Annotated in this window: 19 protein-coding genes; 15 read left to right on the forward strand and 4 right to left on the reverse strand. The window is 66.2% G+C overall.

What is annotated here, in order from left to right; genetic code table 11:
• Positions 1-16 precede the first annotated feature (16 nt).
• Entirely contained in the window at positions 17-2593 is a 2577-nt protein-coding gene (locus ACI0FO_RS29045; protein ID WP_416032032.1) for a sensor domain-containing protein, read from the forward strand.
• A gap of 573 nt (positions 2594-3166) precedes the next feature.
• Here the strand turns inward: ACI0FO_RS29045 and ACI0FO_RS29050 are convergent.
• Positions 3167-3409: a hypothetical protein gene (locus ACI0FO_RS29050; RefSeq protein ID WP_416032033.1), complete on the reverse strand. Its 243-nt coding sequence runs from the start codon at positions 3407-3409 to the stop codon at positions 3167-3169.
• A gap of 725 nt (positions 3410-4134) precedes the next feature.
• Between ACI0FO_RS29050 and ACI0FO_RS29055 the strand changes: the two genes are divergently transcribed.
• The 7 genes from ACI0FO_RS29055 (at position 4135) to ACI0FO_RS29085 (ending at position 11959) form a co-directional block, all read left to right on the forward strand.
• Positions 4135-6486, forward strand: a complete 2352-nt coding sequence (locus tag ACI0FO_RS29055; RefSeq protein WP_416032034.1) for a bifunctional salicylyl-CoA 5-hydroxylase/oxidoreductase — start codon at positions 4135-4137, stop codon at positions 6484-6486.
• Entirely contained in the window at positions 6483-7274 is a 792-nt protein-coding gene (locus tag ACI0FO_RS29060; RefSeq protein ID WP_416032035.1) for an SDR family NAD(P)-dependent oxidoreductase, read from the forward strand. The genes ACI0FO_RS29055 and ACI0FO_RS29060 overlap by 4 nt, the downstream gene beginning before the upstream one ends.
• A 43-nt stretch (positions 7275-7317) precedes the next feature.
• Complete coding sequence (locus tag ACI0FO_RS29065) at positions 7318-8175, forward strand: enoyl-CoA hydratase family protein (RefSeq protein WP_416032036.1); 858 nt, start codon at positions 7318-7320, stop codon at positions 8173-8175.
• Between the two features lie 2 nt (positions 8176-8177).
• Positions 8178-9347 (forward strand): acyl-CoA dehydrogenase family protein, encoded by a 1170-nt coding sequence (locus ACI0FO_RS29070; protein WP_416032056.1) that lies wholly within the window; start codon positions 8178-8180, stop codon positions 9345-9347.
• Positions 9348-9412: 65 nt separating this feature from the next.
• The gene (locus tag ACI0FO_RS29075; RefSeq protein ID WP_416032037.1) at positions 9413-11053 is read left to right on the forward strand and encodes an AMP-binding protein; all 1641 of its coding nucleotides are present in this window, start codon (positions 9413-9415) and stop codon (positions 11051-11053) included.
• A gap of 21 nt (positions 11054-11074) precedes the next feature.
• Complete coding sequence (locus ACI0FO_RS29080; RefSeq protein WP_105560449.1) at positions 11075-11500, forward strand: acyl-CoA thioesterase; 426 nt, start codon at positions 11075-11077, stop codon at positions 11498-11500.
• A 51-nt stretch (positions 11501-11551) separates the two neighbouring features.
• Positions 11552-11959, forward strand: a complete 408-nt coding sequence (locus ACI0FO_RS29085) for a RidA family protein (protein WP_416032038.1) — start codon at positions 11552-11554, stop codon at positions 11957-11959.
• A gap of 262 nt (positions 11960-12221) precedes the next feature.
• Here the strand turns inward: ACI0FO_RS29085 and ACI0FO_RS29090 are convergent, their stop codons facing one another.
• Positions 12222-13202: an AraC family transcriptional regulator gene (locus ACI0FO_RS29090; protein ID WP_416032039.1), complete on the reverse strand. Its 981-nt coding sequence runs from the start codon at positions 13200-13202 to the stop codon at positions 12222-12224.
• A gap of 229 nt (positions 13203-13431) precedes the next feature.
• Here ACI0FO_RS29090 and ACI0FO_RS29095 point away from each other — a divergent pair, with 229 nt between their 5' ends.
• From ACI0FO_RS29095 to ACI0FO_RS29120, 6 genes are read left to right on the forward strand one after another with little or no spacing between them, the layout of a single operon-like run.
• Positions 13432-14610: an ABC transporter substrate-binding protein gene (locus tag ACI0FO_RS29095; protein ID WP_416032040.1), complete on the forward strand. Its 1179-nt coding sequence runs from the start codon at positions 13432-13434 to the stop codon at positions 14608-14610.
• A 47-nt stretch (positions 14611-14657) separates the two neighbouring features.
• The gene (locus ACI0FO_RS29100; RefSeq protein WP_416032041.1) at positions 14658-15902 is read left to right on the forward strand and encodes a dienelactone hydrolase family protein; all 1245 of its coding nucleotides are present in this window, start codon (positions 14658-14660) and stop codon (positions 15900-15902) included.
• Between the two features lie 9 nt (positions 15903-15911).
• On the forward strand, positions 15912-17255 hold the full coding sequence (locus tag ACI0FO_RS29105; protein WP_416032042.1) for an aromatic ring-hydroxylating dioxygenase subunit alpha: 1344 nt from the start codon (positions 15912-15914) through the stop codon (positions 17253-17255).
• Complete coding sequence (locus ACI0FO_RS29110) at positions 17246-17779, forward strand: aromatic-ring-hydroxylating dioxygenase subunit beta (RefSeq protein ID WP_105560443.1); 534 nt, start codon at positions 17246-17248, stop codon at positions 17777-17779. The genes ACI0FO_RS29105 and ACI0FO_RS29110 overlap by 10 nt, the downstream gene beginning before the upstream one ends.
• Positions 17779-18387 (forward strand): cysteine hydrolase family protein, encoded by a 609-nt coding sequence (locus ACI0FO_RS29115; protein ID WP_416032043.1) that lies wholly within the window; start codon positions 17779-17781, stop codon positions 18385-18387. The genes ACI0FO_RS29110 and ACI0FO_RS29115 overlap by 1 nt, the downstream gene beginning before the upstream one ends.
• Before the next feature lie 13 nt (positions 18388-18400).
• Positions 18401-19207 carry an SDR family oxidoreductase gene (locus ACI0FO_RS29120; protein ID WP_416032044.1) on the forward strand — a complete coding sequence of 269 codons (807 nt, stop codon included), beginning with the start codon at positions 18401-18403 and terminating at the stop codon, positions 19205-19207.
• Positions 19208-19312: 105 nt separating this feature from the next.
• On the opposite strand, the gene ACI0FO_RS29125 is transcribed toward ACI0FO_RS29120, so the two are convergent.
• On the reverse strand, positions 19313-21100 hold the full coding sequence (locus ACI0FO_RS29125; RefSeq protein ID WP_416032045.1) for a DUF342 domain-containing protein: 1788 nt from the start codon (positions 21098-21100) through the stop codon (positions 19313-19315).
• A gap of 241 nt (positions 21101-21341) precedes the next feature.
• On the opposite strand from ACI0FO_RS29125, the gene ACI0FO_RS29130 reads away from it, so the two are divergent.
• Positions 21342-22094: a lytic transglycosylase domain-containing protein gene (locus ACI0FO_RS29130; RefSeq protein WP_416032046.1), complete on the forward strand. Its 753-nt coding sequence runs from the start codon at positions 21342-21344 to the stop codon at positions 22092-22094.
• Positions 22095-22153: 59 nt separating this feature from the next.
• Here the strand turns inward: ACI0FO_RS29130 and hemL are convergent, their stop codons facing one another.
• Positions 22154-23431: a glutamate-1-semialdehyde 2,1-aminomutase gene (hemL, locus tag ACI0FO_RS29135; protein ID WP_416032047.1), complete on the reverse strand. Its 1278-nt coding sequence runs from the start codon at positions 23429-23431 to the stop codon at positions 22154-22156.
• Between the last annotated feature and the right edge of the window lie 4 nt (positions 23432-23435).

Genomic DNA, 23435 nt, shown 5'->3' on the forward strand with positions numbered 1-23435 from the left:
CGGTATGGAGCCCCTTATGCTTGATACTCATGTAAGCGTTTCGAGCGCGGGCCCCGAGGGCGCCGCGTGGCATGCGGGCAATTATCTGACGTCGATGGACCGGGCGCTGTTGCTGTTCGACTTCGATGCAAGCGGCTCGCTGTTGAACGCCAACGCCAATCTCCTGGCCGCCGTGGGGTATACCTTGGAAGAGGCCCTGGCGCTGCGCCACGACATGCTGTGCGACAGCATGGACGAAGGCAAAGGCATCGCCAGCGGAGAACAGATCTGGACCCGGCTGCGCCGCGGTGAACATTTTTCGGGTACCTGTCGCTACCGCAAGAAGGACGGCGGATCGCTGTGGATTGAAGCCACCTATCTGCCGTTAAGGGACGATGACGGCGACGTTGCGCGCATTTCGGTCATTTCGCGCAAGTCCATCGCCGACGCCGAACGCCAGGAAGAGATTCGCCTGTTGCTGCTGGGCATCAATGAAACCGGTAATGCCGTTGCGGTGTCCGGTAGCGACGGCCGCATCGTCTATGTGAACGACGGTTTTCAGCGCATGCTGGGCTTCGGGCGCGGCGACGCGCTGCACCAGGAATTGGGCGAATTGCTGGCCGGCGGCCGGCCCGACGGCGGTACCCGCGAAGAACTGGACCGCCGCATCGCGTGCCGCGAGGGTTACCACAAAGACGTGCTTGTCTACGACCGCTGCGGCAAGCCGCTGTGGGTGTCGGTCATGGCCAACTCGGTCTTTGACGACCGCGGAACGCTCGTCAACATCGTTGACGTGCTGACCGACATCACCCCCACCAAGGTGCACGAAGTGCTGCAGCGCCGCGTGCTGCAAGCGATGGTGAACGAGGCCTCGGTGGTCGAGGTCATGAACATGGTGTGCCGCGAAGTCGAGCGCCTGGCCCCCGAAGTGGTTGCCACCGTGCTGCGGGTGGACGATGCCGGACAGCTCAGGCAGTTGGCGGCGCCAAGCATGCCGGCCGCCTACGCCGACGCGCTGGACGGCCTGAAGGTCGGCCCGCAGTCGGGCGCCTGCGGCACCTCGGCGTTCCTGGGCCGTCCCGTTATCGTGCCGGACATCGCCACCGATCCGCTCTGGGACGATTACCGCCATCTGCCGCTGCCGGAAGATGTGAAGGCGTGCTGGTCGTCGCCCATCAAGTCCAGCGACGGGCGCGTGATCGGCACCTTCTGCTTCTATTTCCGCGAACGCCGCCTGCCTGATGATTTCCACCATCGGCTGGTGGATGTATGCGTCTACCTGTGCGCGTTGGCGCTGGAGCGAGAAGAAGCACGCGCCCGCATCCGCCAATTGGCGTTCTACGACGAGCTGACCGGCCTGCCGAACCGCAACCTGCTGCTGGCGCAAGCCGAGCAGGCCATCGCGCGGGCCGAGACGGAACGCAAGCGCGTGGCCGTGCTGTTCCTGGACCTGGACCGTTTCAAGCAGGTCAACGACACGCTGGGCCACCCCATCGGCGACGCCTTGCTGCGCGACGTGGCTCAGCGGTTGCGCCGCTTGGCGCGGGCCTCCGACATCGTCGGCCGGCTATCCGGCGACGAGTTCGTGATGATGATGCCGGACTTCGAGCATGGGCGCCTGACTGCTGCCGCCGAACACATTCTGGTGGCGCTGGCCCAGCCGTTTTCGGTGGGCGGCGTTACGCTGAACCCGTCGGTCAGCATCGGCATCAGCGTGTTCCCGGAAAACGGGCGCGACATGGACACCCTGCTGCGCCACGCCGACATGGCGATGTACCAGGCCAAGACGGCGGGCCGCAACCGCATTTCGTTCTTCAGCGCCGAAATGAACCGCCAGGCACAAGAACGCCTGGCCCTGGAAGCCGCCCTGCGCGACGCGCTGGAAGCCAAGGCGTTACGCCTGCACTACCAGCCGCAGGTCGGCCTGAAGAACGGCAGCCTGTATGGGGTCGAGGCGCTGGCCCGCTGGCGTCACCCGACGCTGGGCGATATTTCGCCCGCGCGCTTTGTGCCGTTGGCCGAAGAATGCGGCCTGATCGGCGACCTGGGCGACTGGGCGCTACGCGAGGCCTGCTCGCAACTGGCGATCTGGCGCAACAACGGCCTGCGCGTGCCGTCGGTGTCGGTGAACCTGTCAGCCACGAATTTCCACAACCTGAACCTGCCCCGCATGATCGCGGCCACGCTTGCCGAATTCGGCCTGGCGCCTGCCGACTTGATGCTTGAAATCACCGAAGGCGTGGTGCTGGACGCCACCGCCGGCACGCTGCGGACCATCGCGGAACTGCATCGCCTGGGCGTGCGCTTGTCGATGGACGACTTCGGCACCGGGTATTCCAGCCTGGGCCACCTGCGGCGCCTGATCGTGGACGAACTAAAGCTGGATCGCAGCTTTGTGCAGGGATTGGAGAGCGATGACGCGGCGCGGGCGCTGACCAGCGCGGTCATCCGGATCGGCGAGAGCCTGAGCCTGCCGGTGGTGGCCGAAGGAGTCGAGAACGAGGAGCAGCGGCGCTTCCTGATCGAGCAGGGGTGTGCGGCGGGACAAGGATTCCTGTTTTCGCCGCCGTTGCCGGCTAAGGATCTGGAGGAGTGGCTTCGGGGGAGAATTTGACTGTGGGGGTTTGTTTGGCTAGGCGTTGAGTTCTTGAGACGCCCGTCACGTCGGCGGCCTGGGGTACGCGGGTCAACGATTGCGGTCCGGAGCCTTCGCTCCGGACTGCCCTCTCGTCATCCTCGTCACTGCCTACGGCAGTTCCTTCGGATTCCCTCGGGCTTATCGACGCCCCGCGCCCCACCGGCCGCCGACGCGCCAGGCTCTGTCAGGTGCAATTTGACGTCAGCTGGGGCGGGCGGTTTGCGTAGGGTTCTTCTCCACGCGGTGGGGGTGGAGGAGGATCTTGCGGTGCCCGCTCCCGGCCGGCCGCGCGGGCGGCCTTTGGGAGCTTACGCGGTGTCTTGCGTCGTGATGATGCTGACGGTGCGCCGTAGGATGGGTGGAGTGCGTTCGGGTAGGCCGCGAGCACGCGGACGCATGCCGCACGTAACCCATCACGCATGACGCCGATCCATGCACATAAGGCGGCAGCATCGGTGCATGCCCACATGATGGGTTGCGCGCGATTGTACGGACCGGGGACATAGGTGACACATGTTCGGAGACATGGGTAACACATGTGTTTTTATCCTAACGGGGTTCTCTAAGGTCGATTTTCTGCACGATTTTGTACAGAAAGACGACATCGAGAACGCCGTCGCATGATGACGGCCTGACGGCTACGGGCAGGCCGGCCATCCCCTCACTGACGAAGACCACGCGTCCGTCCACGCGATTGGCGTTACCGTTCTTATGCAGGGTTCCCCGCGCTCCACCCATCCTACGATTGAAGGTCAATGCGCCATCGGAGACGGATTCGCGGTTGATGATCAATGCGTCGCCGGAAATCAATTCACCGTTGACGATAATTCGTCAGAAGCACGACATCGCCGGATCCCATCGCTGGCCTCCCTTTTAGACGGGTGGCGCGCGTACAGGTCTAGCGAAGCAAGCGGATACTGGCCGCGCGCCACCCGTCGCTCCACCTCCCCCACCCGACAGCGGGGCCAACAGAAAACCACCCCCCAAAAACGCGCAAGCGACCACCGCACCGACGTAACGACAACGCGTATGCCTCAAGCGTCCGCCCGCGCGGACGCATGAGGCGGGCCCCGCAAACCTCGTCAGTAAACCGCACCCTAGCAGCGCGCAAACCAAGACGGCGCAGCTCGTCGTCGGGGTCGGGTGGGTGGCGCGCAACCTTGATGCGCCCGAGGGAATCTGAAGGCAGCGGCCGCAGGCCGCAACGAAGATGACGAGAGGGCAGTCCGGAGCGAAGGCTCCGGACCGCAATCGTGGGCGCGCGCCACCCACCCGACCCCGGCGGCGAGCGCCCCACAAAGATCCCAACGCAAGCCCCACAGCCCCCAACCTCAAGAACTCCCGCAGTCCTCCCCAACTCCGTCCCCATTTCCCCAAAGATCTACTAGCTTTCCCCCATTTGCGATCCCCCCGCTTCAGGTATATATTTCAAGCCTAAACTATCCAGACCTAAATATCCGCGGCGCCCCGCTCCAGATAAACGAGCGACTGTCGCGTACCTCGGAGCGTATACGGCAATGAAAATAGTCTGCATCGGCGGCGGTCCCGCCGGCCTGTATTTTGGTCTGCTGATGAAATTGCAGAACCCCGCGAACGAGATCACCGTCATCGAACGCAACCGGCCCTACGACACATTTGGCTGGGGCGTCGTGTTCTCCGACGCCACCATGCAGAACCTGCGCGAAGCAGACCCCGTTTCGGCCCAGACCATCGGTGACGCGTTCAACCACTGGGACGACATCGACATCCACTTCAAAGGCCGCAGCATCCGCAGCAGCGGCCACGGCTTCATCGGCATCGGACGCAAAAAACTGCTGAACATCCTGCAGGCGCGGTGCGAAGACGTCGGCGTCAAGCTGGTGTTCGAGAACTTCGTCCAGGACGACCAGGCCATCGCCCGCGAATACGATGCCGACCTCGTCATCGCCTCCGACGGCATCAACAGCCAGATCCGTACCCGTTACGCCGACACCTTCCACCCCGACATCGACCAGCGCCGTTGCCGCTTCGTCTGGCTCGGCACCAAGAAAGTGTTCGACGCCTTCACCTTTGCCTTCGTGCAGACCGAACACGGCTGGTTCCAGGCCCACGCCTACCGCTACGAAGACGGCATGTCCACCTTCATCGTGGAAACGCCCGAAGAGACCTGGCAGGCCGCCGGCATCGAACAGATGAGCCAGGAAGAGGGCATCGCCTATTGCGAAAAACTGTTCGCGCCCTGGCTGGATGGCAATGCGTTGATCAGCAACGCCTCGCACCTGCGCGGTTCGGCCATCTGGATCCGGTTCCCGCGCGTCATCTGCAACACCTGGGTCCACTGGAACACGCTGGAAACCGCCCGCGGCCAGCGCCGCGTGCCCGTCGTGCTGATGGGCGACGCCGCCCATACCGCCCACTTCTCTATCGGCTCCGGCACCAAATTGGCGCTGGAGGACTCCATCGAGCTGGCGCGCTGCCTGAGCGGCGCCGAGGGCAGCGTGGAACACGGCTTGCAGCACTACGAAGAAGTGCGCAGCGTGGAAGTGTTGAAGATCCAGAACGCGGCCCGCAACTCCACCGAATGGTTCGAGAACGTCGAACGCTACGCGGAACTGGAACCCGAGCAATTCGCTTATTCGCTGCTGACCCGTTCACAGCGTATCTCGCACGAGAACCTGCGCCTGCGCGATCCCGCCTGGCTGGAAGGCTTTGAACGCTGGATCGCGGAACGCGCCGGCGCTCAGGCGGCGCCCGGCAAGCGTCCGGCCATCCCGATGCTGACGCCCTACCAGGTGCGCGGCGTGCGCCTGAAGAACCGCATCCTGGTGTCGCCGATGGCCATGTATTCCTGCCAGGACGGCGTGCCGGGCGATTTCCATCTGGTCCACTTGGGCGCGCGCGCCATGGGCGGGGCAGGGTTGGTCATGGTTGAAATGACCTGCGTGTCGCCCGACGGCCGCATCACCCCGGGCTGCCCGGGACTGTGGAACGACGAGCAGACGCAGGCCTTTGCCCGCATCGTGAATTTCGTGCACGGCAACAGCGATGCCCGCATCGGCGTGCAGCTGGGCCATGCCGGCCGCAAGGGTTCCACCCAGCTTGGCTGGCAGAAGATCGACCACCCGCTGGCCGAAGGCAACTGGCCGCTGCTGTCGGCGTCGGCCTTGCCCTACATCGACGGCGTGTCGCAGACGCCGCGCGCCATGACGCGCGCCGACATGGACCAGGTGCGCGACAACTTCGCAGCCGCCGCCCGCCGTGCCACGGAAGCCGGTTTCGACTGGCTGGAACTGCACTGCGCGCACGGCTACCTGCTGTCCAGCTTCATTTCGCCGCTGACCAACCACCGTGAAGACGAATACGGCGGCAGCCTGGAAAACCGCCTGCGCTTTCCGCTTGAGGTCTTCCATGCCGTGCGCGCCGTCTGGCCGCAAGACAAGCCCATGTCGGTGCGGATTTCCGCCAGCGACTGGGTTGAAGGCGGCATTACCGCCGACGACGCGGTCGAGATCGCACGCCACTTCAAGGCCGCCGGCGCCGACATGATCGATTGTTCGTCGGGCCAGGTCAGCAAGGAAGAAAAGCCCGTCTACGGCCGCATGTTCCAAACTCCGTTCGCCGACCGCGTGCGCAACGAAGCCGGCATTCCCACCATCGCGGTGGGCGCCATCTTCGAGGCCGATCACGCCAACGGCATCATTGCATCCGGCCGTGCCGACCTGTGCGCCCTGGCGCGTCCCCATCTGGCCGACGCCTCCTGGACGTTGCGCGAAGCGGCGCGGGTGGGCTACACCGACGTGGCATGGCCCAGCCAGTACTTTGCCGGAAAACGCCAGTTGGAAACCAACTTCGAACGCGCCGCCGCGATGGCGCAACTGGATATCAAATGACGACGACCCCGCAACCCCTCGCCGGACGCCACGCGCTGGTGACGGGCGGCGCCCGCGGCATCGGCCTGGCCAGCGCGCGTGCGCTGCTGGCGCGCGGCGCTCGCGTCACGCTGCTGGGCCGCGACGGCGCCTCGCTGGACGCCGCCGCCGACAGCCTGGCCAGCCTGGGTCAGGTGCAGACGGTCAGCGCGGACATTGCCGACGAAGCGTCGGTGCGCGCGGCGTTCGCGCAAGCCGAGGTGACGTTCGGCCCGGTGCTGGTGCTGGTGAACAACGCCGGGCAGGCGGTCAGCCAGCGTTTTGACCGCACCGATGCCGCGCTGTGGCAGCAGATGCTTGCCGTCAACCTGACCGGCACGTTCCACTGCATCCAGGCCGCGCTGCCGGGCATGCTGCAGGAAAAATGGGGGCGGGTGATCAACGTGGCCAGCACGGCCGGCTTGATCGGCTACGGCTACGTCAGCGCCTATTGCGCCGCCAAGCACGGTGTGATCGGCCTGACCCGGTCGCTGGCGCTGGAAACCGCGCAAAAGGGGGTGACCGTGAATGCGGTGTGCCCCGGCTATACCGAAACCGACATCGTGCGCGGCGCGGTGACCAACATCGTGGACAAGACCGGCATGACGCCGGAAGCCGCCCGGGCCAAGCTGGCCGAGCGCAATCCGCAGGGCCGCCTGGTGCAGCCCGAGGAAGTGGCCGAGACGGTGGCCTGGCTGGCGTTGCCGGCTTCCGCGTCCATCAATGGCCAGGCCATCGCCGTGGATGGCGGCGAAGTGATGACCGGCTAAGGCCGGCAGGTCCCATCAACCCAGGATAACGAACGGAGACACCATGAGCACCCAGTCCGAAGAGCACACCATGAAGCACCACAAGCGTCCGCTGGCCGGCTACCAGGCCAAGACCTTCCTGTGGCAGGTGTCGGCCGACGGCAAGATCGGAACGGTCACCTTGAACCGTCCGGAACGCAAGAATCCGTTGACGTTCGATTCCTACGCCGAATTGCGCGACCTGTTCCGTTCGCTGGTGTACGCCACCGACGTCAAGGTCGTGGTGGTGACGGGCGCGGGCGGCAATTTCTGCTCGGGCGGGGACGTGCACGAGATCATCGGCCCGCTGACCAAGATGACCATGCCCGAACTGCTGGACTTCACTCGCATGACGGGCGACCTGGTCAAGGCGATGCGGGCCTGCCCGCAGCCCATCGTGGCCGCGGTCGACGGCGTCTGCGCGGGCGCGGGCGCCATGGTGGCGCTGGCGTCCGATATGCGGCTGGGCACCCCGGCCGCGCGCACGGCATTCCTGTTCACGCGGGTGGGCCTGGCAGGCGCCGACATGGGCGCCTGCACGCTGCTGCCGCGCATGATCGGACAGGGCCGCGCATCCGAACTGCTGTACACCGGCCGCGCCATGACGGCGGAAGAGGGCGCCAGCTGGGGCTTTTTCAATGCCCTGCACCAATCCGACAAGCTGGGCGAGGCCGCCCAGACACTGGCCGCGCAATTGGCCGCTGGCCCCACGTTCGCGCATGGCGTCACCAAGAAACTACTGCATCAGGAATGGAACATGGGCGTGGACGAGGCCATCGAGGCCGAAGCCGAGGCCCAGGCCATCTGCATGCAGACCCGCGATTTCCATCGCGCCTACGAGGCCTTCGTGGCCAAGCAAAAGCCGGTCTTCGAGGGGAACTGATGATGCGTGACGCAAGCTGGCTGGACTGGCCCTTTTTCGACGATGCGCACCGCAAGCTGGCGCATGAGGTGGATGCCTGGTGCGAAAAGTCGCTGGGCGATGTTGACCATCACGACGCCGACGCGGCCTGCAAGAAGCTGGTCAAGGCCATGGGCCAGGCCGGTTGGCTGCGCTATGCGGTCGCGGGCGGCCCGGGCGGCGCGTGGGGCGGCGCATTACCGGAAGTGGATTCCCGCGCCGTCTGCATCCTGCGCGAAACGTTTGCCCGCCATGAGGGCCTGGCCGATTTCGCGTTCGCGATGCAGGGCCTGGGCAGCGGCGCTATTTCGCTGATGGGCTCCGATGAACTGCGCCAGCGCTACCTGCCGCGCGTGGCAAGCGGCGACGCGATCGCCGCTTTCGCGCTGTCCGAACCGGACGCCGGCTCGGACGTGGCGGCGTTGTCGTGCGAGGCCAGGCTGGACGGCGACCACTATGTGCTGAACGGGGCGAAGACCTGGATCTCGAACGGTGGCATCGCCGATTTCTACGTTGTTTTCGCCCGCACCGGCGAAGCCCCGGGGGCGCGCGGTATCAGCGCCTTCGTGGTGGATGCGGATGCCGCAGGCTTCGCGGTCAGCGAGCGCATCGAATTGATCGCGCCGCATCCGCTGGCCACGATTACGTTCGACAACTGCCGCGTGCCGGTGTCGCATCGCCTGGGCGATGCGGGCCAAGGGTTCAAGCTGGCCATGATGACGCTGGACATCTTCCGCGCGTCGGTGGCGGCGGCCGCGCTGGGCTTTGCCCGCCGCGCGTTGGATGAAGGCCTGGCGCGCGCCAAGTCGCGCCGCATGTTCGGCCAGACGCTGGCCGACCTGCAACTGACGCAAGCCGCGCTGGGCGACATGGCGACCGCCATCGACGCCTCGGCGCTGCTGACGTATCGCGCCGCGTGGATGCGCGACGTGCAAAAGCTGCGTACCACGCGTGAAGCGGCGATGGCAAAGATGACGGCCACGGAATCGGCGCAGACCGTGATCGACCGTGCGCTCCAGATGTTCGGGGGCGCGGGGGTGGTGTCGGGGATGCCGGTGGAGAAGCTTTACAGGGAAATCAGAGCGCTGCGTATTTACGAAGGCGCCACCGAAGTGCAGAAGTTGATCATCGCCCGTGAATTGCTGAAGGCGTAAAGGGCCACCGAGCCCTGTCCATCCGCAACGCCAACCACACCGCACCGCATAGCAAGGGGAATTTTATGGAAAGCTCCGCCCACATCGACACTTTCGCCCGGGACAATCTGCCCCCGGGCGACCAATGGCCCGAGTTCCTGCTGGATGGCCCCGACGTGGCCTATCCGAAGCGGTTTAATTGCGCCGTCGAGCTGGTCGACGCCATGGTCGGCCGCGGCTTCGGCGAGCGGGTCGCGTTGCGCTGGCGCCAGGATGGCAAGCCGGCCACGATGACGTACCGGGAGCTGGCCGCGCTGACCAACCGCATCGCCCGCGTGCTGACCGAAGACATGAAGCTGGTTGCCGGCAACCGCCTGCTGCTGCGCGGGCCGAACAACCCGATGATGGCCGCCGCCTGGCTGGCGGCGATCAAGGCGGGCCTGGTGACGGTGCCCACGATGCCGCTGCTGCGCGCCAAAGAGCTTAAGCAGATCATCGAGAAGGCGCAGATCCAGGCGGTGCTGTGCGACGCCCGCCTGAAGGACGAAGCCCAGTTTTGCGCGCAGCCCGGCCACGAGCACCATTGCGCCGGCCTGTCGCAGATTGTGTATTTCAATGACGCCGCGCCGGACGCGCTGGACGCGCTGGCCGCGGCCAAGCCGGACGATTACGCGGCCTGCGACACGGCCGCCGACGACGTGTGCCTGATCGCGTTCACCAGCGGCACCACGGGGTCGCCCAAGGGCTGCATGCACTTTCACCGCGACGTGCTGGCGATGTGCGACCTGTTCCCCAAGCACGTCATCAAGCCGGGGCCGGACGACATCTTCTGCGGCACGCCGCCGTTGGCATTCACGTTCGGCCTGGGGGGATTGTTGTGCTTCCCGCTGCGCGTGGGCGCCAGCACGGTGCTGGCCGAAAAGCTGACGCCCGAAAGCCTGCTGGAACTGATCCAGGATTTTCGCGCGACCATCGTTTTCACCGCGCCTACGTTCTACCGCCAGATGGCGGCGTTGGTCGGCAAGTTTGACCTGTCGTCCCTGAAAAAGAGCGTGTCGGCCGGCGAGGCTTTGCCGGACGCCACCCGTCAACTGTGGAAGCAGGCCAGCGGCATCGAGATGATCGATGGCATCGGCGGCACGGAAATGATCCACGTGTTCGTGTCCAGCCCGCCGGAGTCGGTCAAGCGCGGCGCCATCGGCAAGGTGGTTCCGGGTTATGTGGCGCAGGTGGTGGACGACGACATGAACCCCGTGCCCAACGGCACGGTGGGCCGGCTGGCCGTCAAGGGGCCGACCGGCTGCCGCTATCTGGCCGACGAACGCCAGCGACGATTCGTGCAGCAGGGCTGGAACCTGCCGGGCGACACCTTCATGCAGGACGATGAGGGCTATCTGTTCTACCAGGCGCGCAACGACGACATGATCGTGTCCGCCGGCTACAACATCGCCGGCCCGGAAGTCGAAGACGCGCTGCTGCGCCACGAAGCCGTGGCCGAATGCGGCGTGGTCGGCGCGCCGTGCGACGAACGCGGCCAATTGGTCAAGGCGTTTGTCGTGCTTAAGCCGGGTTATACGCCCAGCGATGAACTCGTGGCGGCGATGCAGACTTTCGTGAAGGCCAGCATCGCGCCCTACAAATACCCGCGCGCGATCGAATTCGTGGCGGCGTTGCCTCGTACCGAGACGGGCAAGCTGCAACGTTTCGCGCTGCGCAAGATGGCTTGAACAGGCAACCGGGAAATCATCATGGCCGCTCCTTTCACCAGCCAGGTAGAAGTCCGCTTTCGTCATTGCGACCCGGCGGGCATTGTCTTCTACCCGCGCTATTTCGAAATGATCAACGACTTTGTCGAGGAGTGGTTCGACAAGGGGATGGGGCTGCCGTTTCACGCGCTGCACGTCGAGCGCCACATCGGTACGCCGATGGCCTCGGTGACGTGCGATTTCAGCGCGCCCAGCCGCTGGCACGAGCGCTTGCGCCAGACGTTGGAAGTGCAGCGGATCGGCGGGGCCTCGTTCAAGGCGCTGGTGCGTTTCGAAGGGCCTGACGGCCAGTTGCGGTTGTCGGCGACGCTGACGATCGTGACCGTGGATTTGCGGACGATGAAGTCGATGCCGATGCCTGCGGACCTGCGGGAACGCATGCACGATTATCTGGCTGGCGCGGCGTAAGCGGCGCGGGCCACCCTGAAGTTTGTTTTCTTAAAAATAGGATGAGACGTTATGAAGATTCTGCAACCGCCGGATTGGATGGCGCCCCGGGGCTATTCGAATGGTGTGCTGACCGAAATGACGGTGGGCAGCAAGCTCGTGTTCGTGGGCGGGCAGGTGGGGTGGAATGGCCAGCAGCAGTTCGAGTCGGATGATCTGGCGGACCAGGTCCGCCAGACGCTGTCGAACATCGTGGCAATCCTGGCCGAAGGCGGCGCGAAGCCCGAGCATATTGTCCGGATGACGTGGTATGTCACGGACAAGGACGAATACGTGGCCGCTTACCCGGCGATCGGCAAGCACTACCGGGAGTTCATCGGCCGGCATTTCCCGGCGATGACGGCGGTGGAAGTGGCGGATCTGGTTGAGGATCGGGCGAAGGTGGAGATTGAAGTGACGGCTGTGGTGCCGGGGGGGTGATGTTGGCTTTGGCTGCCGGGTGCTCTTGACGCCTGGCGGTTCGGGGGCCGCGCGGGCGGCCTTATGGCGCTTACGCGTCGTCTTGCGTCGTGGCGTTGCTGATGCTTCGTGCGCGGCGGCCCCTTTTTTTCCTGTGACGCCGCTGACCCGTCACACGTGACGCCGTGGGCCATCCGTAGGATGGGTGGAGCGCGCTCGGACCTTCAAAATTGGACCTGCGCCCGCCGCGCGCAACCCATCATCCCCCCAAACGCTCATCCCGCTATGCGCGTCGCGTCTCCCTGGGCAGTTCCCCGAACCGTTCCCGGTAATACTCCGAAAACCTCCCCAAATGCCCGAAACCCACGGCTAGCGCGACTTCCGTCACGCTGCCCGCGTCGCCTGCTTTCAGCTTTTGCCGGGCGGTGTCCAACCGCAACGCGCGCAGCGCGTGCATGGGCGTGGTGTCGCGGTGTTCCTGGAACAGGCGGGTCAGGGCGGTGGCGCTGGCGCCGGCGTGGCGGGCGATGTCGGTCAGGGTAAGGGGGGCGGACAGGTGGTCGCGCATGTAGGTTTCGGCCAGCGTCAGGCGGCGCGGGATGGACGGAGCCTGGCCGGCCTGGGAATGCCAGGTGTTGGGCTGGTTGTACAGCAGGTGCAGGATCAGGCTGTCTTCCATGTGGGCAAGCCACGCCGCGGGCGGGCGGGGGGCGCCGTCGTCCAGGGTGGGCAAGAGGTGGATCAACGCGCTCATCATGCTGCGCCACACGGCGCCGATGGGGGTGTCCAGGCGAAGCGCGGGGCTGAAGTCCAGCGGGCGGGCGGCCGCGTCACCGAAGGCGTGCCGGCCGATGGTTTCCAGTTTGTCGCGCGGAATTTTCAGCAGCAGTTGCTCGCAACGGTTCTCCCAGTGCAGCCGCAGCGGGCGGTTGGGGGCGATGACGGCGGCGCAATCGGGGTTGGCGTCGACGCGTTCGTCGCCGCATTCGATGCAGGCGCGGCCGCGCAGGGGCACTTGCACCAGCATGAAGTCTTGCAGGCGGTCGGCTTCGATGTGGACTTCGGCGCCGTAGCGCAACGTACAGACCGTCAGCGAACCGAAGCGGCCCCGATTCAGTTCGGCATCCACGCGCCCGCCCTTCCAGGTCAGCCGGTGTTCCTTCAGCGCTTCGGACACAAGCGTGCGGGTCTCGTCTTGCTGGGTGGAGCTGAACACGCGCCGTTTCAGCAAGGGCGCAAGCGTGAGTCGGGACCAGCCGTGCATGGGTGCCTCCGGGACGGGAACGCTCCCGTATCTGCGGCCAGAGTAATTTAATCGTACCGGGTTGGGAATTAAGTGAATCCCGGATAAAACTGACCATATTCGGATAGAGCGGGGCGGCCTGCCGGCATACGCTGGGAGGTCGCAAGGATCGGCAGCACGCATGAACCGACGGCAGACGGGTTCTGTCAGCTTTCCGCCAGCGGGGCTGGCGGTGGAAACGGGGTGGCTCATGAATCGAAATCTCTGGAGCCGGCGCGCGCTGGCGGCGCTGGTCTGCATGGCAGCCGCAGCGGCGGCCTCGGCGGCCGACAAGGTCAAGGTGGGCTTGCTGACGACGCTGTCCGGACCCGGTTCGGCGCTGGGCAACGAGATCCGGGACGGTTTCAATCTGGCGCTGCAGCATACGGGCGGCAAGCTGGGCGGGCTGCCGGCGGAAGTGGTGGTGGCCGACGATCAGCAAAAGGCGGATACGGGCCGGCAGGCCGTGGAGCGCCTGCTTAAGCGCGACCGCGTGGACATCATGACGGGCATCGTGTTTTCGAACGTGTTGTTGCCGGTGATGCCGGCGATTCTGCAGTCGGGCACGATCTATCTCAGCACCAACACCGGGCCGGAAAACTATGCCGGCGCGGGCTGTAATCCGAATTTCTTCGCGGTGGCGTGGCAGAACGAGGACATTCCCGCCGCCATGGGCAAGTACGCCGCCGACCAGGGCTACAAAAGCGTTGCGCTGATCGCGCCCGACTATCCGGGCGGCCGCGAATCGCTTAACGGATTCAAGCGCCTGTACAAGGGCGGCCTGTCCGAAGAGATCTACACCCAGCTTGGCCAGTTGGACTATGGGGTCGAGATCACGCGGTTGCGCGCCAGCAAGCCCGACGCGGTGTTCTTCTTCCTGCCAGGCGGCATGGGCGTGAATTTCATCAAGCAGTTCAACGGCGCGGGCCTGTCGAAAGACATCGCGCTGCTGGCGCCCGGCTTCTCGGGCGACGAGGACACGATCGCGGCGGTGGGCGCGCCCATCCAGGGCTTGCGCAATACCTCGCAGTGGGCCGCCGACCTGGACAACCCGGCCAACCGCAAGTTCGTTGAAGACTTCAAGAAGACCTACAACCGCAGCCCGACGCTGTACGCCTCGCAAGGCTATGACGCCGCCATGCTGCTGGATAGCGCCGTGCGCCAGACGGGCGGCAAGCTGGAGGCGGACGCGTTGCGCCCGGCCTTGCGGCGCGCGGACTTCAAGTCGGTGCGAGGCGATTTCAAATTCAACCGCAACCAGTATCCGATCCAGAACTACTACCTGCGCGTCGTCGAGGCGGGCGCGGACGGCAAGCTGGCCAACAAGCTGACGGGCACGGTGCTGACGCAGTACCAGGACCCCTTCGCCGCTTCGTGCCAGATGAAGTAGGGCGGCCCGTTTCACCCGATACGCATCACGCATTACAGGAGAACCGCATGACCCTGAACATCACGACGCGCGAACTCACGATCCCCTCGCACGATGGCAAGTCCTTTGGCGCCTACCTGGCCGTGCCGGCCGCGGGCCATGGCCCCGGCCTGGTGCTGTGCCAGGAGATCTTCGGCGTCAACGATTTCATGCGCCGCGCGGCGCAGCTGCTGGCCGAAGAAGGCTATGTGGTGCTGGTGCCCGACCTGTTCTGGCGCCAGCAGCCGGGCATCCAGCTGACCGACGGCCCGGCCGACATGCCACGCGCGTTCGAGCTCTACCAGGGCTTCAATGTTGAGCTGGGCGTGAAGGACATTGCGTCCACGATCGCCGAGCTGCGCAAGCTGCCCGAGCAGCAGGGCGGGGTGGGCGTGCTGGGCTATTGCCTGGGCGGCAAGCTGGCTTATCTGGCCGCCTGCCGCACCGATGTGGACGTGGCCGTGGGCTACTACGGGGTGGGCATCGAAGACTGCCTGGAAGAGGCGTCCGCGTTGCGCGGACGGCTGGTGCTGCACATCGCCGAGCAGGACGGCTTCTGTCCGCCCGCGGCGCGCCAGCGCATCCTGGAGGCGCTGGGCGGCAAGCCGGGCGTGGAGCTCTATGTGTATCCCGGCATGGACCACGCCTTTGCGCGCACCGGCGGCGACCACTACGACAAGCCGTCCGCCCTGATGGCGCACCAGCGCAGCATGGCGGCCCTGCAGCGCGCCATTGGCCCGGAGTTCGATTATTCGGCCTTGTGGGACAAACACTGCGAATATGAATTCGGCACGCGCGACGTGGCGGCCACCATGGCCACGATGGTCGCCGAACCCTATGTGAACCATATCCCGACGATGACGGGCGGCGTCGGCCACAAAGAGCTTTCGCGCTTCTATCAGCACCATTTCGTCAACAGCAACCCGCCCGATACGCGGCTGGTCCCGCTGTCGCGCACCGTGGGCGCGACCCAGATCGTGGACGAGCTGCTGTTCTGCTTCACGCACACGACCGAGATCGATTGGCTGCTGCCCGGCGTGGCGCCCACGGGCCGGAAGGTAGAGATCCCGCTGATCGCCATCGTGAAATTCCGCGGCGACAAGCTCTATCACGAGCACATCTACTGGGACCAGGCCAGCGTGCTGGTGCAGGTGGGCCTGCTGGACCCCAAGGGCCTGCCCGTCGCGGGCCGTGAGACCGCCGCCAAGCTGCTGGACGAGACCTTGCCGTCCAACACGCTGATGGCGCGTTGGAAAGACAGCGAGAACAAGTAGGAGGGCGACATGGCTTATTCGCAAGAGCAACTGGCCGCGATGGTGCGCGGCGACAGCGTGCACCGCGGCGTCTACACCGACCCCGCCATCTTCGACCTGGAGATGCAGCGCATCTATGGCCGCGCCTGGATCTACGTGGGCCACGAAAGCCAGGTGCCCAAGACGGGCGACTACCACACCACCCGGCTGGGCGACCAAGACGTGCTGATGGTGCGCGCCACCGACGGCAATGTGCACGTGCTGTACAACCGCTGTCCGCACAAAGGCGCGAAGATCGTGGCCGACGGCGAGGGCTGCGTGGGCAAGTTCTTCCGCTGCCCCTACCACGCCTGGACCTTCAAGCTGGACGGCAGCCATCTGGGCGTGCCGCTCAAGCAAGGCCTGGAAGGCACGTCCTATGATCCGGCGGACCCGTCGTTTTCGATGCGCCGGCTGGCGCGCGTGGAAAGCTATCGCGGGTTCGTGTTCGCCAGCCAGGCCAAGACAGGGCCTGCGTTGGCGGATTTCCTGGGCGGCGTGCGGTCGTCCATCGACAACCTGTGCGACCGGTCGCCCGTGGGCGAGGTCGAAGTCGCAGGCGGCATCTTCCGCGTGATGCAGCGGTCGAACTGGAAGGTGTTCTACGAGAACCTGCACGACACGATGCATGCCCGCGTGACCCATGAATCGTCCTACGCCGCGGCCCGCGACGAGGCCAAGGAGATGGGCGAAATGCCGCTGGAACTGCACATCATGGACGGCAACGGCGAGCCCTACGAATTCTGGGAAAAACTGGAGCTGCGCGCCTACGACAACGGTCACGGCTACATGGAAGGCATTTTCAACCCCGGCGCCGCCGAGCGCGATCCGGTATCGCGCGCGCACTTCGAGACGCTGACGGCCGCCTACGGCGAAGAACGCGCCCGCGAGATCCTGGGCATGAACCGCCACAACACGGTGATCTACGGCAGCGGTTCGCCCCATACCGTGTTCCAGCAGTTCCGCGTGATCCGCCCGATCGCCGTGGACCGCACGCTGATCGAGATCCAGACCTTTCGCTGCAAGGGCGCGCCGGACGGCGTGTTCAAGCGCGCCATGTTGTATGCCAACGTCATCAATTCGCCGTCGTCCAATGTGATGCCGGACGATATCGAACTCTATAACCGCTGCCAGGAAGGCAACGCCACGCGCGGCGGCGAATGGGTCAGCATGCACCGCTACCACGGCAGCGACCGCAGCGACGCCGACGGCATGGTGTCCGTCAACGGCACCAGCGAATTGCCCATGCGCAACCAGTTCCGCGCCTGGAAGACCTACATGGAAGCCGGCGCGGCGTCGAACGCGCCCGCCACGGGAGAAGGCGCATGCTGCTAGACCTGGATTTCGACGTTGCCACCACCGGCCTGTCACCGGCCGATGTGCCGGCGGACGCCTACCACCGCATCGCCCAGTTCCTGTACCGCGAGGCGCGGCTGCTGGACGAACGGCGCTACGACGACTGGCAATCGCTGTGGACGCCGGACGGCATGTATTGGATGCCGCGCGTGCCGGGCCAGCAAAGCCCGTATGACCATATTTCGCTGTTCTGGGAAGACCGCATGCTGCGCGACGTGCGCATCCGCCGGCTGGAGCATCCCCGCAACTGGTCGCAGCAGCCGCCTACGCGCAGCGTGCGGCTGGTGGGCGGCGTGCAGGTTGAAGGCGTGGATGCGGGCGGCAACCTGGTGGTGCATTCCGCGTTCCAGATGACCGAATGGCGCAAGCGTCAGCCGCGCCAGCTGGCGGGCCGGTACACCCATAAGCTGGCTGCCGAGGGCGACAGCTGGCGACTCCGCATGAAGCGCGTGGACCTGGTCAACTGCGACGACGCGCACGACGTGTTCGAGGTGTTCGTGTGATGGAATCCGAAGCCGCGGTGCTGGCGCTGCACTACCAGAACGACGTGCTGCATCCCGACGGCAAGATCCGCGTCGGGTTGGACGCCGACAGCGGCGCGCGCCAGCGCCTGCTGGACAACGCCGCCGCCCTGCTGGATGGTGCGAGGGCGCGGGCGCTGCCCATCGTGCACGTGCGCATCGCCTTCCGGCCCGATTACGCCGACCTGCTGCCCAACTGCGCGATTTTCCGCAATGTGGCGACGATCGGCGCGGTGCCTGAAGGCCAGTGGGGCAGCGCGTTCTACGAGGGCCTGCAGCCGCTGGCCGGCAGCCCGCGTGAATTCGTCGTGAAGCACACCCGCATCAGCGCTTTCTATGGCACGCCGCTGGAGGAAACGCTGCGCGTGATTGGCGCGCGCCGGCTGGTGGTGGCGGGCGTGGCCACGCATTCCGTCGTGGAGGGAACGGTGCGCCATGCCGCCGACATCGGCTTCGAAGTGATGGTGGCCGAAGACGCTTGCGCGTCGGCCGACGAAGCCGTGCATCGCGCATCGCTGGCCAGCATGCGCTTGATTGCGCAAACCGGCTCGGTGGCGGATGCTGTGCGCTGGGCCGCCGCGCCGCATTGATCAAGGACTATCCATGGACTTTTCAGGTTTTCCCGGCTTGGCCGGCAAGACGGCCATCGTGACCGGCAGCACGCAAGGCCTGGGCGCGGATATCGCGCGCGGCCTGGCGGCGGCGGGCGTCAATGTGGTGCTGGTCGGGCGAAACGCGCAGGCGGGCTTGGCGCTTGAGCAGGAACTGCAGGGCCGGGCGTTGTTCTGCGAGACCGACATCGGCGAAGACAGCCAGATCCAGCGTTGCATTGATGCCGCGCTGGCGCGCTTCGGCCGGCTGGACGTGTTGGTCAACAACGCCTGCCAGTACGCGGACCGCGGGCTGGCGTCCTCGCGCGAGGAATGGCACAGCACGCTGGATACCAATCTGGTGTCGGCCGCGATTTTCACGCAATTGGCGGCGCCGCATTTGCCGCGCGGCGGAGTGATCGTGAACCTGGGCAGCACGGGCGGCAAGTTCGGCGCGGCCGGACGCGCGCTGTATCCGGCGTCCAAAGCGGCGCTACTGCAGATTACGAAGAACTTCGCGGTGGAATTGGCGCCGGCCGGCGTGCGCGTGCTGGCGGTGTCGCCGGCCTGGACGTGGTCGCCGTCGGTAGAGCAGTTGTCAGGCGGTTCACGAGAGGCGGCTGACGCGGTAGGGGCGCATTTTCATCCGCTGGGCCGCGTGGGATCCGGTAGCGAAATCGCCGCCGCGGTTTGCTTCGCGTGTTCGGATGCGGCGTCGTGGATGACGGGTGTGGATATCCCGGTGGATGGCGGGTTCTCTATCCTGGGACCTGACCGCGGCATTTCGCCACGGGTCTGGTTCAAGGAACTGGCGCCCTGATTCCGGCCGCATCGCGCCCCGATGCGCCGGACGGCGCCGGGGCGGCGCCTTGATCAGCGTTGCCGACACCGAGCTGCGCCTTGATCAGCGTTGCCGCCGCCGGGGTCAGCGGATGACGATCTCGCCTTCTTCCAGCGCGGCTTTGCCGCCGACCTGGTCTTCCAGGAATTCCTGCATTTTGTTGCCCAACTGGATCTTCGTGCCGCTGCAAAAACGCCGCGTCGCCGTGATGACGGCGGTGTGCAGCGGCAGCAGGTCGCGGACCAGTTGCGCCTCTTCCGCGTCCAGCGCCAGCAGTTCGCCACTAAGCTTGGCGTGGGTGTTGCGGGCGCGTTCCACCACGTCGCCGGGCGCGCGCTGAGGGTTGGCCCTCAGGAACATCAGCAGTTGTTCCAGCTTGGCTTTTTCTTCGTTCATTTTCAGGCGCTTGCGCGTCAGCGCGGAACGCTTGATGTCCGCATGCGGGTCCAGCCCGGCCTGCACCATCGTCGGAATGCCCGACGGCGAGCCGATGGTGCCCGCGCGCACGGCGTTCAGGGCGCGGGTCTGCCCGCCGGTGATGGCGCTTTGCTGCGTGTTGGGCGGGCCGACCAGCACGCTGCCGCCGGCGGCGATGCTGCTCTGCCGGATCTCGCGCTCGACTTCCACGTCCTGCCCGGCGCTGATGATCGCGTTTTCGATGAACTTCGCCTTCAGCGTGCCGCCACAGACGATGTGCGCGGTGCGGGCGGTGGCGGCGGCGTCCTGCAGGGCCTCGGCCATGCCGATGACGCCGCCCTTGACGGTCACGCTGCCGCCGGCTTCCACCAGCGCGGCTTCGATGGTGCCGTTGACGACCACGTCGCCCGTCACGCGGACTTCCATGGTGGCGGCGATGTCGCCGCGCACTTGCAGCGACCCTTCAAACGTGATGTTGCCCGTGGACAGGTTGACGGCGTCGACTTCCACCATCGGATTCACCTGCACGCCCTGGCTGATCAGCTTGGGCGTGCCGGCGATCGTGGCGCGCAGCAGCAGCGGATCTTCCGGGTCGACTTCCACGCCCGAAATGTCCTTGGAGAAGGGCGTATCGGGCATTTCATCCGGCAGGACGGGTTCCCCCAGCACGTTGGTGCCATCCACGCCGGGCAGCGGCGGCACCCGGCGCATCAATGGCGTGCCGGGCGACACCAACAGCAGGCTGCCCAGATCACGGTAGTCCACCTGGGCCAGTTCGTCGATTTCCTGCGCGCGGGGCTTCAGGCGGTCCAGCAGGCTTTCAAAGCGCGTCGGCGTGCCGCGCGTGGGCGGCGTGCCTTGAGCGATCACCACGGTGGCGGCGCGGCCCTGCTCGACGGCATCGGCGATGGCCTGTGGCAGCACCCCATGCACGATGCCGCGGTCGGCGACGGCGTGGCGCAGCGCGTCCAGGGTCACCGGCTGGCCGCCCTTGGGCGGGTGCAGGGTCAGCAACGCGGTCATCCGGGCCGGGTCGAGTTCCAGCTCGAACGAGCCGTCCATCACCTGGCCCACGGGGAATTGCACTGGCTCCACGGCGCTGCGGCAGCGGTCGATGAAGGTCAGCACGGCGTGGTTGTCCAGCGCGTCGGCGCTCCAGCCTTGCGCAACGACGGCGGCGGCCAGGGTGTCCCAGCTGGGCAGGTCAAGGTTGAAATGCGGGGCGGCGACTTCGGCGTCCGGTTCAGGGTTGGCCGCGCCGGCAGCGTCGGTCCCCTCGGCAGCATCGGCTGCCTTGGCGGCGTCGACGGCCGGGGGTGTCTCAACCGCCTCGGCGGCGGGGGCGCCATCATCGTCCGCGGGCACCGCGGCAGGGCGCGGGGGCGGCGTATAGATGGCCGTCAGGACGTTGGTATTGGCTTCCAGCACCAGCTGGAGCGTGTTTTCTGCGTCCATCTCAGCCTCTCCTGCCTGGCGCGCGGCGGCGGCCAGGTTCATTCATTTGGTAAATAAACGAAATATTGAGACATATTCTATAGTAATCGTCCTACGTATGCCGTAGTTTCGGCCCTGTTTTACATAGGGAAATCCAGCGTTGGCGCCGGACTAGGACGAAGGGCCGAGCGACAAACGCGGTTCATCGCCGCAGCATAGGGGCACGCCAACCCGTCTTCGGACGCCGCCTCCGCCCCGCCCCATGCGCCAACATCCCTTTCCCCTCTTGCCTGCCTTGCGCGCCTTCGCGGCGCGGGGCGCAGGCATGGCGGCGATGGTGGCCTTGGTGGCGGGTGCGCTGGCGCTGGCGCCAGCCCGTCCCGCCCAGGCCAGCGAGATCTACCGCTATAAAGATCCGTTCGGCGTCTGGCGCGCCATGAAGGTGCCCACGGGCTATGCCAAGTATTACAAGCGGGCGCAGGCCCGCACCGCGTGGCGGGGCAACGGCATCAAGGCCTGCCTGGACTGTCCGCCTCGGGCCGGTGACGGCGCGCGGTTGAGCGCGCTTGCGCCGACCTCGCGGGCCTTGCGCTGGGGCGACGCCAAGCCGTCCACCGCCCACGACGGGCTGATCGCCCGCGCGGCGCAGGACTCGGGGGTGGATGGGGCCTTGCTGACGGCCGTTATCGCCATCGAATCGGGATTCCGCAGCGACGCGCGGTCACCCAAGGGGGCGCTGGGCCTGATGCAGCTGATGCCGGCAACGGCGGCTTCGGTGCTGTCGGTGGACGATATCGAGCGCGCGCTCGTGGATCCAGCGACGAACGTGCGGGCGGGCTCGCGCCACTTGCGCCGGCTGATCGACCAGTACCCGGGCCGTCTGGACCTGGCGCTGGCCGCCTACAACGCGGGGGAAGGGGCGGTGCGCAAGTACGACGCCGTGCCGCCCTACGCGGAAACCCAAGCCTATGTCAGGGATGTGACCGCCCTGTACGAGCGCTATAAAGCGCCCTGAGCCGGCACGCGCCGGCGGGGTGCCCGGCAGGCAACCCAAGCCGGCTCGTGCGCCGCCGCTTACATTGCGGCGAAGACCTTTTCGGCAATATCCAGCGTGGACGCGATCACGGCGTCATCGTGCGTGGCCGAGACGAAGCCCGCCTCGAACGCGGACGGCGCGAAATGCACGCCGTGGTCCAGCATGGCGTGGAAGAAGCGATTGAACGCCGCGGTGTCGCACGTCGAGACTTCCGCGAACGAGGTCGGGACCTGTTCGCTGAAGTAAATGCCGAACATGCCGCCCACGGAATCGGCCGAGAAGGCCAGCCCGGCAGCACGGGCGCGTTCTTGCAGGCCCTGGGCCAGCTTCGCTGTCTGGGCGGACAGCTTGTCGTAGAAACCGGGCGCGGCGATCAGGCGCAGCGTGGCCAAGCCTGCGGCCACCGCCACCGGGTTGCCCGACAGCGTGCCGGCCTGGTACACGCCGCCCAACGGGGCAATGTGTTTCATGATCTCGGCGCTGCCGCCGAAGGCGCCCACCGGCATGCCGCCGCCGATGACCTTGGCCAGCGTGGTGATGTCCGGCTTGACGCCGGTCAGGCCCTGCACGCCTTGGGGGCCGACGCGGAAACCGGTCATCACTTCGTCGAAAATCAGCAGCGCGCCGTGTTGCGTGCAGACCTCGCGCAGGCCTTCCAGGAAGCCGGCCGCCGGCTTGATCAGGTTCATGTTGCCGGCCACCGGCTCGACGATGATGCAGGCGATGTCGTCGCCATGCTGGGCGAAGGCTTGGCGCACGGCGTCCAGGTTGTTGAATTCGAGCGTCAGCGTGTGCGACACGAATTCCGGCGGCACGCCGGCCGAACTGGGGTTGCCGAAGGTCAGCAGGCCTGAACCCGCCTTGACCAGCAGGCTGTCCGAGTGGCCGTGGTAGCAGCCTTCGAACTTCACGATCTTGGCGCGGCCGGTGGCGCCGCGCGCCAGGCGGATCGCCGTCATGGTGGCTTCAGTGCCGGAGCTGACCAGGCGCACTTGTTCCAGCGAGGGCAGGCGCGAAATCAGCACTTCGGCCAGTTCGATTTCGGCTTCGGTAGGCGCGCCGAACGACAGGCCGTTGACGGCGGCTTCCTGCACCGCGCGCACCACTTCAGGGTGCGAATGGCCCAGGATGGCGGGGCCCCAGGAGCCCACGTAATCAATGTACTGCTTGTCGTCCGCGTCCCATACATACGGGCCTTGCGCGCGCTTGATGAACCGCGGCGTGCCGCCGACGGAGCGGAAAGCGCGCACGGGCGAGTTGACGCCGCCGGGGATGCTGCGGCAGGCGCGTTCGAAAAGCTGTTCGTTACGGGACATGGCG

This window comes from Achromobacter marplatensis (genome assembly GCF_049060505.1).
Taxonomy (GTDB): Bacteria; Pseudomonadota; Gammaproteobacteria; order Burkholderiales; family Burkholderiaceae_B; genus Achromobacter; species Achromobacter marplatensis_A.